The organism is Bacillus sp. FSL K6-0972 (assembly GCF_037976035.1).
GTDB lineage: Bacteria > Bacillota > Bacilli > Bacillales > Bacillaceae > Bacillus > Bacillus haynesii.
The window spans coordinates 3968566-3985828 of sequence record NZ_CP150260.1 but is presented as its reverse complement, the minus strand read 5'-3'; the positions used below and the strand labels follow the sequence as shown (position 1 = coordinate 3985828).

The following is a 17263-nucleotide window of genomic DNA, read 5'->3' as shown; positions in this document are numbered from 1 at the left end:
AGGGGTGAGCTTGAATTTTCAGTTTACAGAAGAGCAGACCCGCATGCAGAAGATTGTCAGGGAGTTTGTCGAACAGGAGGTCGCTCCTTTTGTACCTGAAATGGAAAAAGGACGTTTTCCAACCTCTCTTTTGAAGAAAATGGCGGAGCGCGGCTGGATGGGGCTTCCGATACCGGCTAAGTACAGCGGGGCCGGCCATGACTTCATCACCTATATGATGACCATACATGAGCTGTCAAAGAAAAGTGCCGTTCTAGGTGCGATTCTATCTGTACACACATCAATTGTCACCATTCCCATTCTTTTATACGGAAATGAGCGGCAAAAAGAGCATTATGTTAAAAAGCTGGCAGCAGGGCAGTACTTGGGAGCTTTTTGTTTAACCGAACCGAGTGCCGGTTCCGATGCGGGCAGTCTAAAAACCAGGGCCGAAAAGCGCGGCGATACCTATGTGCTGAACGGAACGAAAGTTTTTATCACAAACGGCGGAGCCGCGGACATTTATCTTGTTTTTGCTTCAACCGATCCGAAGGCGGGAACGGGAGGCATTTCGGCTTTTCTCGTGGAGAAGGGCACGCCGGGCTTTTTCATCGGAAAAAATGAAGAGAAAATGGGGCTTCACGGTTCGCTAACAGTCACTTTAAATTTTGATAACGCTGTCATTCCTGCGCGGCAGCTGCTGGGGGAGGAAGGAAAGGGATTCAAAATGGCCCTGTCCAACCTGGATACCGGCCGGATCGGAATTGCGGCGCAGGCTCTAGGCATCGCCGAAGGAGCGCTTTTTGAAGCTGTCCAATTTCTAAAAAAACGGTATCCGGACGGAGAGCTGTATAAGAACGGACAAGGGCTTGCCTTTAAGCTGGCCGACATGGCGGCGAGGACAGAGGCAGCCAGGCTTCTCGTCTATCAGGCCGCTTCGTTGAAACAGCAAGGCATGCAGACGGGAAAAGCTGCTTCAATGGCTAAACTGTTCGCTTCGGAAACGGCGATGTATGTCGCCGGAGAGGCCGTGCAGCTGCTCGGAGATTTCGGATACACAAAGGATTTTAACGCTGAACGATATTTCAGGGATGCGAAAGTGTGTGAAATTTATGAGGGCACGAGCGAGATCCAGCGGATCGTTATCGGTAAGCATTTATAAGGTGTCAAAGGGGGAAAAAGGATGATCTTTAAGCTGAGTGAAGAGCACCAAATGATACAGAAGATGGTGCGCGACTTTGCCCATCACGAGGTGGAGCCGACTGCGAAGGAGCGGGATGAGGAAGAGCGGTTTGACAGGGAACTGTTTGCAAAAATGGCGGAATTGGGGCTGACGGGTATACCGTGGCCTGAGGAATACGGAGGGATCGGCAGCGACTATCTCGCCTACGTCATCGCGGTTGAAGAGCTTTCGAAAGTCTGCGCCTCAACGGGTGTCACCTTGTCTGCCCATACATCGCTTGCGGGTTGGCCGATTTACGCATTCGGAACAGAAGAACAGAAGCAGGAATACTTAAAGCCGATGGCCCGCGGTGAAAAAATAGGAGCCTACGGATTGACGGAGCCCGGTTCAGGCTCCGATGCCGGCGGCATGAAAACGAGCGCGGTCAAAAACGGTGATGAATATATTTTAAACGGGACGAAGATTTTTATCACAAACGGCGGAATCGCAGACTTCTACATCGTGTTTGCCAACCTTGCGCCGGAACAGAAACACAAAGGCACAACCGCTTTTATCATTGAAAAGAATTTTTCCGGCTTTTCAGTCGGGAAAAAAGAGAGGAAACTGGGCATCCGTTCATCGCCGACAACCGAAATTATCTTTCAGGACTGCCGCGTGCCTTTAAAAAACCGCCTTGGCGGGGAAGGTGAAGGCTTTAAAATCGCAATGAAGACGCTCGATGGAGGCAGAAACGGAATTGCCGCTCAAGCCGTCGGGATTGCCCAGGGCGCATTTGAGGCGGCGAAGGCGTATGCGAAAGAGCGGAAGCAATTCGGCAGGCCGATCGCCGAGCAGCAGGGCATCGCTTTTAAACTGGCTGATATGGCGACGGAGATTGAAGCTTCAAGGCTTTTAACCTACCAGGCGGCATGGCTGGAATCAGAGGGACTGCCTTATGGAAAAGCTTCCGCCATGTCAAAGCTTTACGCAGGGGATACGGCCATGAAAGTGACGACGGAGGCTGTGCAAATATTCGGCGGATACGGCTACACAAAGGATTATCCGGTCGAGCGCTTTATGCGCGATGCAAAAATCACTCAGATCTATGAAGGAACGCAGGAAATTCAGAAGCTCGTCATTTCGAGAATGCTGATGAAATAAGGGTGGAAAACAGCCGTCTGGCACGGCTTGATCTGCTGCCGGCGGACAGGCTGCCGGCACAGTTTTTTTCGTTTTGACGGGGCCGGACGCTCCCGGCTGTTCTATGTTGCAATCCCGCTTGCCGCCGATTTCCAATGCAACCGGTAAAAATTATTGAATTAACGGGAATAAAGGTGGCATAAAGTGATTTCTTTTGTTTATAATGAGAGGTATGGTTTGTCGTAAAGACAGGGATTACATGCTTATTTTCTATGACAGAGATAGTAGATACATACATGAAGATAGAAAGGGAGTGTCTGGCGATGAGTTTGAAACAATACTCAGAGGAACAGCTAAAGGAAATGGCTTTAGTTGAAATCGCATACGAAATTTTCTCGGAACACAAAAAACCGATTACATTCCAGGAGCTAACAGATCAAGTAGCTTCCTTGCTTGGAATGGGGAAAGAAGAGCTGGAAGACCGCATCGCCCAGTTCTACACAGATTTAAATATCGACGGACGCTTTTTGGCGCTGTCGGACCAAACGTGGGGCCTGCGCAGCTGGTATCCGTATGATCAGCTTGATGAAGAAACGCAGCCGACTGTAAAAGCGAAAAAGAAAAAAGCGAAAAAAGTGGTTGAAGAAGATCTTGATCTTGACGAATTCGAAGAAATCGACGAGGATGATATTCTTCTTGACGATGTCGAAGAAGATTTGGACATTGACGCCGATGAATTCGAAGAAATCGATGAAGCAGACGATGATGAGCTGGATGATCTTGAAGACGAGATCCTGGATGATGATGAAGATTTTGAAGAAGAGGAAGACGAAGATTAATTTGCCGTCTGAACGGAATTTCATGTCTAAATTGATCTTGACTTTCACAGGCGAACTATGTAGTATGTATTTTGGGCTCTTCAAAACGAAGAGATTCGAGTGATACGGACTATCAGCTCCCTTTCAAGAAATTGAAAGGGAGCTTTCTTGTTTTTCCGCCTCCTAATCATTTAAATCATTTAGAAAAGATCTAAATGATTTTTCATAAAAAGAGCATTTTAAGGAATAAGCGTTAATCGAAGAGAGGGGTACAGAAATGACAAAATATATCTTTGTAACCGGAGGAGTTGTATCCTCGCTTGGAAAAGGAATTACGGCGTCTTCGCTCGGTCGCCTGCTGAAGAACAGAGGTTTGAATGTCACCATTCAAAAATTTGACCCGTATATCAACGTAGACCCGGGGACGATGAGCCCGTATCAGCACGGTGAAGTCTTCGTAACCGACGACGGTGCGGAAACGGATCTTGACCTCGGCCATTATGAGCGCTTCATCGACATCAATTTAAATAAATACAGCAACGTGACAACAGGAAAAATCTATTCCACGGTGCTGAAAAAGGAGCGCAGAGGCGATTATTTAGGCGGTACCGTACAGGTAATCCCTCATATCACAAATGAAATTAAAGACCGCGTATTCCGCGCCGGAAAAGAAACGAACGCTGATGTCGTAATCACCGAAATCGGCGGAACCGTCGGTGATATCGAATCGCTGCCGTTTCTCGAAGCGATCCGCCAGATCAAGAGCGATGTCGGCCGCGACAATGTGATGTACATTCACTGTACGCTTGTTCCATATCTTAAAGCGGCGGGAGAAATGAAAACAAAGCCGACTCAGCACAGCGTAAAAGAACTGCGCAGCCTCGGCATTCAGCCAAACGTCATCGTCGTGAGAACAGAAATGCCGATTTCTCAGGACATGAAAGATAAAATCGCGCTGTTCTGCGACATCGACCCTAAAGCTGTCATCGAGGCCGGAGATGCGGATACGCTCTACTCCATTCCTCTCGATCTGCAAAAACAAGGGCTGGACAGCCTGGTCTGCAGCCACTTGAAGCTGGACTGCAGAGAAGCCGATATGGAAGAGTGGAAAGAACTCGTCAATAAGGTGAAAAATCTGTCCAAAACGGTGACGATCGCTTTGGTTGGTAAATACGTCGAGCTCCCGGATGCTTACATTTCAGTTGTGGAATCGCTTCGCCATGCGGGTTATGCGTTTGACGCAGACATTCAGGTTAAATGGATCAATGCGGAAGAAGTGACGGAAGACAACGTTGCCGATCTTGTTCACGATGCGGACGGTATTCTTGTGCCGGGCGGATTCGGAGACCGAGGTGTTGAAGGGAAAATCACGACAGTCAAATATGCCCGAGAACAAAAGATTCCGTTCTTCGGCATTTGCCTCGGAATGCAGGTGGCATCGATTGAATACGCGAGAAACGTGCTCGGTCTTGAAGGAGCGCACTCAGCCGAAATCGATCCTTCCACACCGTATCCGATTATCGACCTTCTTCCTGAACAAAAGGACATTGAAGACCTCGGCGGCACACTGCGCCTCGGACTTTATCCATGCAAGCTTCAAGAAGGGTCGAAAGCGTATCAGGCATATGAAAATGAAGTGGTGTATGAACGCCACCGCCACCGCTACGAATTCAACAATGAGTTCAGACAGCAGATGGAAGAAGCCGGATTCGTATTTTCCGGGACAAGCCCTGACGGCCGCCTCGTGGAAATTATCGAGCTTAAAGACCATCCATGGTTTGTCGCGTCTCAGTTCCACCCTGAATTTACGTCAAGACCGACAAGACCTCAGGCTCTGTTCAGAGACTTCGTACATGCTTCGCTAAAGACTTCGGAAAAGCTGTAAAAAAGAAAAAGCCTGCCGGCAAATCACGCCGGCAGGCTTTTTTTGGCTCTTTCTGATGATAATGGCGGCCCGAACTGGTACTATATTCATAAGGCCGGCCTCTCCTTCACTAATTTCCCTTAGGCAACCCTGTTTTATTGGTATTCCTGAAGAATTTCCTTTAATGTAAAGGATAGGGCATGATAAATGTAGAGGCTAACCATCAGGGACGGAAATCCGTACCTTGTTCCGTCTTCATCGGGAAGAAGCGGCATTCTCAGCTTTGAATCGATATGGACATCGGCGAAGGAAGAGATCGGGGCGCCGTCTTTTCCCGAAGGGGAGACGACAACAAGTTCGATTCCTTTTTCATACAGTTTTTCCGCCATTTTCAGCTCTTCGTCATCCGCTGAACCGGCGCAGAACATCAGCGCTTTGTCCGTCATTTCAAAATCGGGCCAGTTTTCTTCGTCTTTCGGCAGCGGTTTGACTGAGGGAAACGGTTCAGAACTGTACATCGCTTCTTTCAAAATGCCTTCCAATTCATTTTTTCCGTATACATAAACTGAATGATCACTGATGACCGCCTGAGCCAACAAGCGGGCGCCGTCCTCTATCGATTGGGCCTCGCCCTCTTGAATCCGGTTGAAGATTCCCGTCAATTGAGTGGTGAAAATTTTAAGCAAGCTGACTCCTCCTTTTTTACTGACTATCATTATATAACAAAAGAGAATAATGGGAAAAATCCTCTAAATATGTCGCAAACTTAAATTTTTTAATTAAAGGAAAAGAGAAAAACAAAACAGAATAGATAAACTACTGCTTAATTTTGGCGAAAATTATAATTATAGAGGTGTAAATCATGAATGAGAAGATTTTAATCGTAGACGACCAGTACGGGATTCGGGTTCTGCTGAATGAAGTTTTCAATAAAGAAGGGTACAAAACCTTCCAGGCCGCGAACGGGATTCAAGCGCTTGACATTGTGAAAAACCAGCGCCCCGACCTCGTTCTGCTCGACATGAAGATCCCCGGAATGGACGGAATTGAAATTTTGAAAAGAATGAAGGTCATAGACGAGGGGATCCGCGTCATCATTATGACGGCCTACGGAGAGCTCGACATGATCCAGGAATCGAAGGAGCTCGGAGCCCTGACGCACTTTGCGAAGCCTTTTGACATCGACGAGATTCGCGATGCCGTTAAAACCTATCTGCCCATAAAGTCCAACGGATAGACGGGAAAAGTTTTTGATGTTGTCACAGTCATGTTGTTGCCGATTTGTTGATTAATTGTTATTCTATATAAGTAGAGAAAAGCTATCTAACGTTTTTAAAAACCAAAACATTTTACATATGGCGGATTTTTCTGGTCATGCTAGGTAGGTGTGGAGGCTTTTTTCGCAAAAGCAAATCAGGCTACATAAGGAGGACTTTCGACATGCCTTTAGTATCAATGACGGAAATGTTGAATAAAGCAAAAGAAAACGGATATGCTGTCGGACAATTTAACTTAAATAACCTTGAGTTCACTCAAGCGATTTTACAAGCCGCTGAAGAAGAGAAATCTCCTGTTATCCTCGGTGTATCAGAAGGTGCAGGACGCTATATGGGCGGATTTAAAACCGTTGTTGCAATGGTTAAAGCGCTGATGGAAGAATACAACGTAACAGTACCTGTTGCGATTCATTTAGACCACGGTTCAAGCTTTGAATCTTGTGCAAAAGCGATTCATGCGGGATTCACTTCCGTTATGATCGACGCTTCTCACCATCCTTTCGAGGAAAACGTTGCGACGACTTCAAAAGTTGTTGAGCTCGCTCATTTCCACGGCGTATCAGTTGAAGCTGAGCTTGGAACTGTAGGCGGACAAGAAGACGACGTAATTGCAGAAGGCGTCATCTACGCGGATCCTAAAGAGTGCCAAGAACTTGTTGAGCGCACAGGAATCGACTGCCTTGCACCTGCATTAGGTTCTGTTCACGGCCCTTACAAAGGTGAACCAAACCTTGGATTCAAAGAAATGGAAGAAATCGGAAACACGACTGGTCTTCCGCTCGTACTTCACGGCGGAACAGGCATTCCGACTGCCGACATTAAGAAAGCTATTTCCTTAGGTACGGCAAAAATCAACGTCAACACTGAAAACCAAATCGCTTCTGCGAAAGCTGTTCGCGAAACGCTGGCTGCGAAGCCTGAAGAGTATGATCCGCGCAAATACCTCGGACCTGCACGCGAAGCTATCAAAGAAACAGTGATCGGCAAAATGCGTGAATTTGGTTCTTCAAACAAAGCATAATGACGATTGGAAAAGCATCTGTTTTCCCGCAAGGCCGGGGAAACAGGATGTTTTTCTGATGTTTTAGGGAAGTGCTGTTAACACATGCTATTTGACGGCATGAGGCTCTTTTGCTTCCCGTTCAGTCAAAAAAGCCGCCTGATAGCGACAGGCGGTTTTATCCATATCATCCGGAAAGCGCAAACAAGTTCCACAGTTCAGACATTTTCATGACAGGAGGTTTTATCAATATGCTGTTTTTTATTGATACTGCAAATTTAGACGAAATTAAAGAGGCGCACGCTCTCGGCGTGCTTGCGGGAGTTACGACAAATCCTAGTTTAGTAGCAAAAGAAAACATTTCGTTTCATGACCGTCTGCGTGAAATTACCGAAGTGGTTTCTGGGTCAGTCAGCGCCGAGGTTATTTCTCTGAAGGCTGAAGAGATGATTGAAGAAGGAAAAGAGCTTGCAAAAATCGCGCCGAATATTACGGTGAAAATTCCGATGACGTCTGACGGCCTGAAAGCTGTTAAAGCATTAACCGATCTCGGGATTAAAACGAACGTCACGCTGATCTTCAGCGCAAATCAGGCGCTTCTTGCTGCAAGAGCAGGAGCTACGTATGTTTCCCCGTTCCTGGGACGCCTTGACGATATCGGCCACAACGGCCTTGACTTGATCAGTGAAATTAAACAAATTTTCGATGTGCACGGTTTGGACACACAAATCATCGCCGCGTCCATCCGTCATGCGCAGCATGTGACTGAGGCCGCGCTCAGGGGAGCGCATATCGGCACAATGCCTCTCAAAGTCATTCACCAGCTTACAAAGCACCCGCTGACTGATAAAGGGATCGAACAGTTTTTAGCTGACTGGAATAAATAATTGCTTCATGTGGGTGGCAAGTGGAGGGGCTCCCTCCGTTTGTCACCGTTTTGTCTTACAAAGAGAAATGAATGTTTTGCAGAAGAGAATCTTGCCGCAGTCTGCTTCGCTACTTTTCTTCCCGATAAATTTAAAATGTGTTGTATTCTTTCTCTTTTAATTGGATAGATTTTGAAATGAACCATTTATTTTGAGTTTGAAGGAAATCTCATTATGAAGCGCTCCATTAGCTATCTTCTTTAAGGAAGGAGACGATCATGGAAAAGTTAAATATAGCTGGCGGCGATCCTCTCAATGGCACAGTACATATAAGCGGAGCGAAAAACAGCGCTGTCGCTCTCATACCCGCGACTATTTTGGCTGATTCGACGGTTACGCTTGAAGGCCTTCCCCATATTTCAGACATTTTGACGCTGCGCGATCTGCTGAGAGAGATCGGTGGAAACGTTCACTTTGAAAAGGGAGAAATGGTCGTTGATCCTGCGCCGATGATCAGCATGCCTTTGCCGAATGGAAAAGTGAAGCAGCTTCGGGCTTCTTATTACTTAATGGGCGCGATGCTCGGACGCTTTAAAAAAGCGGTCATCGGCCTTCCAGGCGGCTGCCACCTCGGTCCGAGACCGATTGATCAGCATATCAAAGGTTTTGAGGCGCTCGGAGCCGAAGTGACAAACGAACAGGGTGCGATCTATCTGCGTGCGGAGGAATTAAAAGGCGCGCGCATTTATCTTGATGTCGTCAGTGTTGGAGCAACGATCAACATCATGCTTGCCGCCGTGCTTGCCAAAGGCAGAACCGTAATTGAAAATGCTGCGAAAGAACCTGAGATTATCGATGTTGCCACCCTTTTAACAAGCATGGGAGCAAAAATAAAAGGTGCCGGTACGGATGTCATCCGCATCGAAGGCGTTGAATCGCTTCACGGATGCAGACACTCGATTATTCCGGACCGGATCGAAGCCGGCACGTTCATGATCGCAGCTGCTTCCATGGGACAAGAAGTGCTGATTGATAATGTGATTCCGACGCATTTGGAATCGTTAATCGCCAAGCTCCGCGAAATGGGGGTTCGAATCGAAGAAAGCAGCGAGCAGATTTTAATGGTCGGCGGACAGAAAGAGCTGAAACCGGTCGATTTGAAAACGCTTGTATACCCCGGCTTTCCGACTGATCTGCAGCAGCCGATGACATCGCTCTTAACGAAGGCAAACGGGACGAGCGTTGTTACTGACACCATTTATTCCGCCCGCTTCAAACATATCGACGAGCTGAGGCGCATGGGTGCGTCGATGAAGGTCGAAGGAAGATCGGCGATTATTACCGGTCCCGTTCCTTTGCAGGGCGCCAAGGTGAAAGCGAGTGATCTGCGGGCGGGAGCATGTCTCGTTGTTGCGGGTCTGATGGCGGAAGGAGTCACGGAAATCACCGGTTTGGAGCACCTTGACAGAGGCTACAGCCAGCTTGAAGAAAAGCTGACAAAGCTCGGGGCCACTGTCTGGCGTGAAAAATTGACAGACCAGGAAATTGAACAGCTGCAAAACTCTTGATGGACAAATGCTGTTATAGATAAAACATAAAACGATTTCATATGGGTGAGAGGAGATTAGTTAGGAATGGAAAGAAGCTTATCGATGGAACTTGTACGTGTGACAGAAGCGGCTGCGCTTAAGTCAGCGCGCTGGATGGGAAGAGGTAAAAAAGACGAAGCCGACGACGCTGCGACAAGCGCCATGAGGGATGTGTTTGACACCATTCCTATGAAGGGAACGGTCGTAATCGGAGAAGGGGAAATGGACGAGGCGCCGATGCTTTATATTGGAGAAAAGCTCGGCAACGGCTACGGCCCTCGCGTAGACGTAGCAGTAGACCCTCTCGAAGGGACGAACATCGTCGCAAGCGGCGGATGGAACGCGCTCGCAGTCATTGCGGTGGCTGATCACGGAAACCTGCTGAATGCGCCTGACATGTATATGGATAAAATCGCTGTAGGTCCTGAAGCTGTCGGCTGCATCGATATTGAAGCGCCTGTGATTGATAACTTGAAAGCTGTGGCCAAAGCAAAGAATAAAGATGTAGAAGATGTCGTAGCCACGATTTTGAACCGTCCGCGGCACGAGAAAATCATTCATGAGCTTCGCGAAGCGGGCGCCAGAATCAAGCTGATCAATGACGGGGACGTGGCCGGTGCCATTAACACCGCTTTTGATCATACAGGCGTCGATATTTTATTCGGCTCAGGAGGCGCTCCGGAAGGCGTCCTGTCGGCTGTCGCACTCAAAGCTCTCGGAGGAGAAATTCACGGAAAGCTTCTTCCTCAAAACGAGGAAGAACTGAGACGCTGTGAAAAGATGGGCCTTGATACGGGCAAAGTGCTCCGCATGGAAGACCTCGTCAAGGGAGACGACGCGATTTTCGCCGCAACTGGTGTCACAGACGGAGAGCTCCTGAAAGGCGTGCAATTCAAAGGATCTGTTGGAACGACCCACAGCGTAGTCATGAGAGCGAAATCCGGTACGGTACGGTTTGTGGACGGAAGACACAGTCTCAAGAAAAAACCTAACCTAGTCATCCGGCCATAAGGAAAAAGAAAAGCGGGGATATATACGACCCGCTTTTCCCTTGTATTTCACTTCACGAATTGAATCAAGGTTCATACTCTGATACAATAGCTACGGCTTTTCTTCATGTCAAGGCATTTTTCAAAACAGGGTCATCTCTATCAATTTCATGTCAAATCGTAAATGAAGTTGAATATGTACGACAAATGAGGTAAAACTAAAGAGTGCTGCGAAATTTTCTGCACATGTTGGTTCTTAGAGAGAGCCAAAATCCTGCCGCATCTATCAGATATGCGATTATCTTCTCTTGTTAAGTCCTCGCTTCTTTCTCGACTCATACTTATAATCCTTTTCAATACGTCGATATATATGGGTAGAAGCGTTGCCGGTAAAACGAATCGGCAGTATACATTAAGCGTCTTTCGTGAAATTGATGAGACAAAGTAAATTATTCGATTAGAAAAGAGTGGTGTTCTTAGTGAAAGATGTATCCATTTCATCTTTGGAAAATATGAAATTAAAAGAGCTGTATGAGCTTGCAAGGCATTATAAAGTCTCTTATTACAGCAAACTGACAAAAAAGGAACTGATTTTTGCCATTCTGAAAGCAAACGCCGAACAGGAAGATCTGCTGTTCATGGAAGGCGTATTGGAAATCATCCAGTCCGAAGGGTTCGGCTTTCTCAGACCGATTAACTATTCCCCTAGTTCAGAGGATATCTATATTTCCGCTTCTCAAATCCGCCGTTTTGATTTGAGAAACGGTGACAAAGTGTCCGGAAAAGTCCGTCCTCCAAAAGAGAACGAACGGTATTACGGCCTGCTGCACGTTGAAGCGGTTAACGGCGACGATCCTGAATCGGCAAAAGAACGCGTGCACTTTCCGGCATTAACGCCTCTTTATCCAGATCGCCAGATGGTGCTTGAAACGAAACCGAATCACCTGTCAACACGGATCATGGACATGATGGCACCGGTCGGCTTTGGACAGCGCGGTTTGATCGTCGCTCCACCTAAAGCAGGTAAAACCATGCTTTTGAAAGAGATCGCGAACAGCATCACAACCAACCATCCGGAAGCGGAGCTGATCGTGCTTCTTATCGATGAAAGGCCTGAGGAAGTGACCGATATCGAACGTTCGGTTGCCGGAGACGTCGTCAGCTCCACGTTTGACGAAGTTCCTGAAAACCACATCAAGGTGGCCGAGCTTGTATTGGAACGTGCGATGAGGCTTGTCGAACATAAAAAGGACGTCATCATTTTAATGGACAGCATTACAAGGCTGGCCCGTGCCTATAACCTTGTCATTCCGCCGAGCGGGCGAACGTTGTCTGGGGGAATCGATCCCGGCGCTTTCCACCGTCCAAAGCGTTTCTTTGGAGCAGCCCGCAACATCGAAGAGGGCGGCAGCTTAACGATCCTGGCGACCGCTCTCGTCGACACGGGTTCGCGGATGGATGACGTCATCTATGAAGAATTTAAAGGAACAGGGAACATGGAGCTTCATCTTGACCGTTCTCTTGCGGAAAGAAGAATCTTTCCTGCCATTGATATTCGCCGTTCGGGTACGCGTAAAGAAGAGCTTCTCGTTCCGAAAGAGCACCTTGACCGTCTGTGGTCAATCCGGAAAACGATGTCTGACACGCCTGATTTCGTCGAGAAATTCATGAGAAAAATGAAAAAGACGAAAACGAATCAGGAGTTTTTCGATATTCTGATCCAGGAATGGAAACAAGCCAATATGTCGGCGGCAAGGCGCTAATTTAAAACTTTAGTTTGCAAAACGTCCGAATCGCTGTTATAATTTCATCATGTGCGTTCCGGAGGTTTTGTCCCGGAATAATAACTCTGTTTCCGAATTGGATTCAGGGCGGAAGGAGATGACAGACATGAAAGCAGGAATTCATCCTGAGTTCAAAAAAGCAACAGTCAAATGCGCTTGTGGAAACGAATTTGAAACAGGTTCAGTAAAAGAAGAGGTACGCGTTGAGATTTGTTCTGAATGCCATCCGTTCTACACTGGCCGCCAAAAATTCGCTTCTGCTGATGGTCGTGTTGATCGCTTTAACAAAAAATACGGTCTTAAGTAATAATAGATATGATAAACAGGCAGGATTTTTCTTGCCTGTTTTTTTACTTGCAATAATTGCTGGAGAGGAGTTAGTTGGATGTACATCATGAAGCAAAGCGGTTGGCTTGAACTCATATGCGGAAGCATGTTTTCGGGCAAGTCAGAGGAACTCATCCGCCGGATCAAAAGGGCAACGTTTGCGAAGCAGGAAGTCAAAGTGTTTAAACCGGCCATTGATAATCGCTACAGCAGCGAATCTGTTGTGTCGCATAATGGGACATCCATTGTGTGCCATGCCATCGCATCTCCGGAAGAAATTTTTCAATACATAAGCAAAGAAACGGATGTCATCGGCGTCGACGAAGTGCAGTTTTTTGACGAAACGATTGTCCGCACGTTAACTTCTCTGGCTGATCAGGGCTACCGTGTGATCGCAGCAGGCCTTGATTTGGACTTCCGGGGCGAGCCTTTCGGTGTTGTGCCTGATCTTATGGCTTTAGCGGAAACGGTGACCAAGCTGCAAGCGGTGTGCTCTGTCTGCGGTTCTCCGGCCAGCCGTACCCAGAGGCTGATCGATGGAAAACCTGCTTCTTATGACGATCCAGTCATTTTGGTGGGGGCCTCCGAAGCATATGAAGCGCGCTGCCGCCACCATCATGAAGTGCCCGGAAAGCCGAAATAAAACCGGAAAAACACATAGATTTTGACACAAAAACACTTGGTAAAAACAAGTGTTTTTTTTATTGAATCCTTTTTATAGGAATTAATGTAATTAAAAAACTTAATTAAGAATACGAAAAAATTAACTAATTTTCATCGCTTGAATTTTGACAAAAGCAGGCATAAAATGACTTACTGTAGTCAGTAAAAAGTAAATAGGTTTTAGGAAATGTTCAGTTTTTTGTCAAAAACGCGCGTTACATATTTGACAATCTACATGTGTAAAAAGGCAAATATTCTATATTGTTTACCGTATTTATTTCACTTCATTAACATTTTAAGAAAGAAGGTAATTAGTGTGAACAACATGAGAAGAACGAAGGAAGGATATTTGGAGACTTCTTTGCGGGGGAAAGACGTTCTTTCCATTCCAACGCTTAATAAAGGTGTTGCATTTTCGCTTGAAGAAAGAAAGAACCTCGGTCTGGAAGGGCTTCTGCCGCCGACTGTTCTCAGTCTCGATCAGCAGGCAGAACGGGCTTACGAACAATTTTCCCGTCAACCTGACAGACTTCGCCAAAACGTATATTTGAACGATTTGCAAAACAGAAACGAAGTGCTTTTCTATAAATTATTGCAAAACCATCTGCGTGAAATGCTTCCGGTTGTCTATACGCCAACTGTCGGCGAAGCGATTCAGGAATACAGCCACGAATACCGCAGACCGCACGGCGTTTACTTGTCAATCGATGATATGGACGGAATCGAAACAGCATTTAAAAACCTGCAGGCTTCTGCTGATGACATCGATTTGATCGTTGCTACCGATTCCGAAAGCATTTTGGGAATCGGTGACTGGGGCGTCGGAGGCATCAACATTGCGATTGGTAAGCTTGCAGTATATACGGCGGCAGCGGGAATCGATCCGAGCCGTGTCATCCCGGTCGTACTGGATGTCGGAACGAATAATGAAAAACTGCTAAACGATCCGCTTTATATCGGAAACCGTCATCCGCGTGTAGAAGGCGAGCGCTATGAACAATTTATCGACGCTTATGTCGAGACAGCATTAAAGTTTTTCCCTAATGCGCTTCTTCACTGGGAAGATTTCGGAAATAAAAACGCCCGCAACATCATGAGTAAATATAACCATAAAATTTCAACATTTAATGATGATATTCAAGGAACAGGGGCCATCACGCTGGCAGCGATTTTAGCAGCTGTCAAAAAGACCGGCACGTCTTTGAAAGACCACCGCGTCGTCATCTTCGGACCTGGTTCTGCGGGTATCGGTATCGCTGACCAAATCCGCGACACCATGGTGATTGAAGGGCTTTCAGAAGAAGAAGCCGGCCGTGCATTCTGGACAGTCGACTACAGAGGACTATTAACGACAGGCATGGATCAAATTTTGGATTTCCAAGAACCGTATTTGCGCGATACGGAAGAAGTAAAAGATTGGAAGCGTAATGAAAAGGGAGAGATTTCCTTTGAGGAAGTCATCCGTCAAGTGAAGCCTACCATTCTGATTGGTACATCAGGTGTTGCCGGCGCCTTCACTGAAGAAATCATCAAAGAGATGGCGGCTCATACTGAGCGTCCGGTGATTCTGCCGATGTCCAATCCGACACATCTGGCTGAAGCTGTTCCTGAAGACTTGTTCAAATGGACTGACGGAAAAGCGCTTGTAGCGACGGGAAGCCCGTTTGAAGCCGTTGAGTACAATGGCGTGAAACACGAAATCGGACAATCCAATAATGCTTTCGTATTCCCTGGATTAGGTCTGGGAACAATCGTTGCGAAAGCGAAAGTTATCACAAACGGCATGTTTGCCGCATCTGCAAATGCGGTCGCGAACATGGTTGACCATGAAAAGCCGGGTGCAGGCCTTCTGCCGAAAATTGACGACCTGCAAGACGTATCCGTTCAAGTGGCGATCGATGTTGTGAAAGCTGCCATTAAAGACGGCGTGGCCCAGGTTCAGCCTGAAGATGTCGAAAAGGCTGTCCGCGAAGCCATGTGGCGTCCGGAGTATAAAACAATTGTTGCAAAACAAGACTAATATTAGGTTCTGAGGAAACGATAAAAAGAAACGGCAGCCCGGGTGCGGATGTTTTGTCACCGGGCTGCACCAATCAAAGATGAAAAAATGGGATCGGCGGCTGGTAACAGGGCTTCCCGCGTTTATCAGCTGCCGTTAATTTGTCCCCTGAAAGGGACAACATAGAGGAGGAAACAGTCTTGGACTTTTTAAATATTTTAATCCTCCTTGCGCCAATATTTTTTGTTATTGCGCTGGGATGGTTCGCGGGTCACTTTGGAAGCTATGATGCTAAATCTGCAAAAGGGGTAAGCACGCTCGTTACGAAATACGCGCTTCCAGCCCACTTTGTATCAAGCATTTTGTCAACGCCAAAAGATAAGTTTTACAGCCAGATTCCGCTTATGATTTCATTGGTAGTCGGTATCGTTGGATTTTACGTTATTATTTTGCTTCTTTTACGATTTTTGTTTAAATACGATTTAACAGATGCTTCAATGTTCTCATTGAACTCAGCACAGCCGACATTCGCCTTTATGGGTATTCCTGTATTGGGCAGCCTGTTCGGCATGCAGGAAGTTGCGATTCCGATCGCGATTACGGGAATTGTCGTAAATGCGATGCTTGATCCTCTTGCGATCATCGTCGGAACTGTCGGCCGTTCTTCTAAAAAACAAACGGAAACGACAGACAGCATTTGGAAGGTAACAGGAAAATCAATTTTACACGGTTTGTCTGAACCGCTCGCTTTTGCACCGCTTGCAAGTATCATTCTTGTATTATTCGGTCTGCAAATCCCTGAATTGCCTCAGAAAATGCTTGATATGCTCGGAAATACGACTTCAGGTATCGCCCTGTTCGCAGTCGGGGTGACTGTCGGAATCCGTAAAATCAAATTCAGCATGCCTGCTTTGAGCATCGCTTTATTAAAAGTCGCTGCTCAGCCTGCTTTAATGTTTGTGATCGCGATGGTCGTCGGCCTTTCTTCCGCTGACATGACAAAAGCGGTTCTGCTCGTGGCATTCCCTGGTTCTGCTGTAGCGGCCATGATTGCTACAAACTTTGAAAGCCAGGAAGCGGAAACGGCATCCGCGTTTGTAATCAGTGCGGTGCTGTCGATTATTTCGCTGCCGATATTGATCGCAATTACAGCATAAGGAAAAAGCTTGCAAGAAGCCGGTTTATGGCCTTGCAAGCTTTTTTGCGCTTTAAAACGAGAAGATCGATTTCAATTTGCTTTTCGGTTTTTTTTCTTCTCTTCTGCCGGCTGTATCTTTTTCCTGGCGGTTCATGCTTTCCAATTCGCTGATTTTCTGTTCGAGATGTTTGATCTGCTGCCGTTCTTCTTCAAGTTCACGCCTTTGCTGCAGAAGCTGATAGGAGACGACATCGTCCGCTTTTTGTTCCAGCTTTCTTTCCAGTTCGGCGATTTTCTTTTGGAGCAGCTCGCGTTCAAGCTGTTCATGCTCTAAAAAACGCTGCAGCCTTTCTTCGAGCCGCTCATTCAATTGCAGTGCAGGGTCTTTCGTTTGAATCATTTCGTTTTTCTTGATGAAGAAGGTTTTTTTCGGGCGTTTGATCGTGACATCCTGCATAGACGTACCGTTTTTCAACTGCTCTTTTACTTCTTTTAAAATGGCGATATCGTCTTCCGTGAAAAAGTAGTGGCCAAGCTCATTTCGGGAAGCGGGCAGTTGCAGCTGTTTAACCCAGCGCTGCACCGTTTTGGTTGAAACCCCGAGTTCATTTGCCGCATCAGCAGTATTCATATGATACCTCCTTTTAACCTGTAACTGTTCATTAAAA

Annotated in this window: 16 protein-coding genes; 14 read left to right on the top strand and 2 right to left on the bottom strand. The window is 46.8% G+C overall.

All coding sequences use genetic code 11. From position 1 onward, the window contains the following. Positions 1-10 precede the first annotated feature (10 nt). The 4 genes from MKX80_RS20310 (at position 11) to MKX80_RS20295 (ending at position 4984) form a co-directional block, all read left to right on the top strand. Complete coding sequence (locus MKX80_RS20310; RefSeq protein ID WP_268293727.1) at positions 11-1141, top strand: acyl-CoA dehydrogenase family protein; 1131 nt, start codon at positions 11-13, stop codon at positions 1139-1141. 21 nt (positions 1142-1162) lie between these two features. Next, positions 1163-2302, top strand: a complete 1140-nt coding sequence (locus MKX80_RS20305) for an acyl-CoA dehydrogenase (RefSeq protein ID WP_216929914.1) — start codon at positions 1163-1165, stop codon at positions 2300-2302. A 302-nt stretch (positions 2303-2604) separates the two neighbouring features. Beyond that, entirely contained in the window at positions 2605-3120 is a 516-nt protein-coding gene (gene rpoE / locus MKX80_RS20300; RefSeq protein ID WP_154998395.1) for a DNA-directed RNA polymerase subunit delta, read from the top strand. Positions 3121-3376: 256 nt separating this feature from the next. Then, positions 3377-4984, top strand: a complete 1608-nt coding sequence (locus MKX80_RS20295; RefSeq protein ID WP_182069913.1) for a CTP synthase — start codon at positions 3377-3379, stop codon at positions 4982-4984. 134 nt (positions 4985-5118) lie between these two features. Here the strand turns inward: MKX80_RS20295 and MKX80_RS20290 are convergent, their stop codons facing one another. Then, complete coding sequence (locus tag MKX80_RS20290; protein WP_154998391.1) at positions 5119-5649, bottom strand: DUF2529 domain-containing protein; 531 nt, start codon at positions 5647-5649, stop codon at positions 5119-5121. Between the two features lie 173 nt (positions 5650-5822). Between MKX80_RS20290 and MKX80_RS20285 the strand changes: the two genes are divergently transcribed. The 10 genes from MKX80_RS20285 (at position 5823) to MKX80_RS20240 (ending at position 16614) form a co-directional block, all read left to right on the top strand. Continuing rightward, entirely contained in the window at positions 5823-6200 is a 378-nt protein-coding gene (locus tag MKX80_RS20285; protein WP_094777382.1) for a response regulator, read from the top strand. A gap of 203 nt (positions 6201-6403) precedes the next feature. Continuing rightward, positions 6404-7261 (top strand): class II fructose-bisphosphate aldolase, encoded by an 858-nt coding sequence (locus MKX80_RS20280; RefSeq protein ID WP_020453288.1) that lies wholly within the window; start codon positions 6404-6406, stop codon positions 7259-7261. A 230-nt stretch (positions 7262-7491) separates the two neighbouring features. Then, the gene (fsa, locus tag MKX80_RS20275) at positions 7492-8127 is read left to right on the top strand and encodes a fructose-6-phosphate aldolase (RefSeq protein ID WP_020453287.1); all 636 of its coding nucleotides are present in this window, start codon (positions 7492-7494) and stop codon (positions 8125-8127) included. Positions 8128-8384: 257 nt separating this feature from the next. Then, positions 8385-9674 (top strand): UDP-N-acetylglucosamine 1-carboxyvinyltransferase, encoded by a 1290-nt coding sequence (locus MKX80_RS20270; protein WP_154998389.1) that lies wholly within the window; start codon positions 8385-8387, stop codon positions 9672-9674. Positions 9675-9740: 66 nt separating this feature from the next. Continuing rightward, positions 9741-10706 carry a class II fructose-bisphosphatase gene (glpX, locus tag MKX80_RS20265; RefSeq protein ID WP_076788155.1) on the top strand — a complete coding sequence of 322 codons (966 nt, stop codon included), beginning with the start codon at positions 9741-9743 and terminating at the stop codon, positions 10704-10706. A 457-nt stretch (positions 10707-11163) separates the two neighbouring features. Continuing rightward, positions 11164-12447, top strand: coding sequence for a transcription termination factor Rho (gene rho / locus MKX80_RS20260; RefSeq protein ID WP_003186053.1), 1284 nt, complete (start codon positions 11164-11166; stop codon positions 12445-12447). A 127-nt stretch (positions 12448-12574) separates the two neighbouring features. Next, complete coding sequence (gene rpmE / locus MKX80_RS20255) at positions 12575-12775, top strand: 50S ribosomal protein L31 (RefSeq protein WP_003186051.1); 201 nt, start codon at positions 12575-12577, stop codon at positions 12773-12775. A 78-nt stretch (positions 12776-12853) separates the two neighbouring features. Continuing rightward, on the top strand, positions 12854-13438 hold the full coding sequence (locus MKX80_RS20250; RefSeq protein ID WP_176276734.1) for a thymidine kinase: 585 nt from the start codon (positions 12854-12856) through the stop codon (positions 13436-13438). A 336-nt stretch (positions 13439-13774) separates the two neighbouring features. After that, complete coding sequence (gene malS / locus MKX80_RS20245; RefSeq protein ID WP_268342570.1) at positions 13775-15478, top strand: oxaloacetate-decarboxylating malate dehydrogenase; 1704 nt, start codon at positions 13775-13777, stop codon at positions 15476-15478. 179 nt (positions 15479-15657) lie between these two features. Then, the gene (locus tag MKX80_RS20240) at positions 15658-16614 is read left to right on the top strand and encodes an AEC family transporter (RefSeq protein ID WP_009329777.1); all 957 of its coding nucleotides are present in this window, start codon (positions 15658-15660) and stop codon (positions 16612-16614) included. Positions 16615-16665: 51 nt separating this feature from the next. Here MKX80_RS20240 and racA read toward each other — a convergent pair whose 3' ends face one another. Then, complete coding sequence (racA, locus tag MKX80_RS20235; RefSeq protein ID WP_154998385.1) at positions 16666-17226, bottom strand: chromosome-anchoring protein RacA; 561 nt, start codon at positions 17224-17226, stop codon at positions 16666-16668. Positions 17227-17263: the final 37 nt, after the last annotated feature.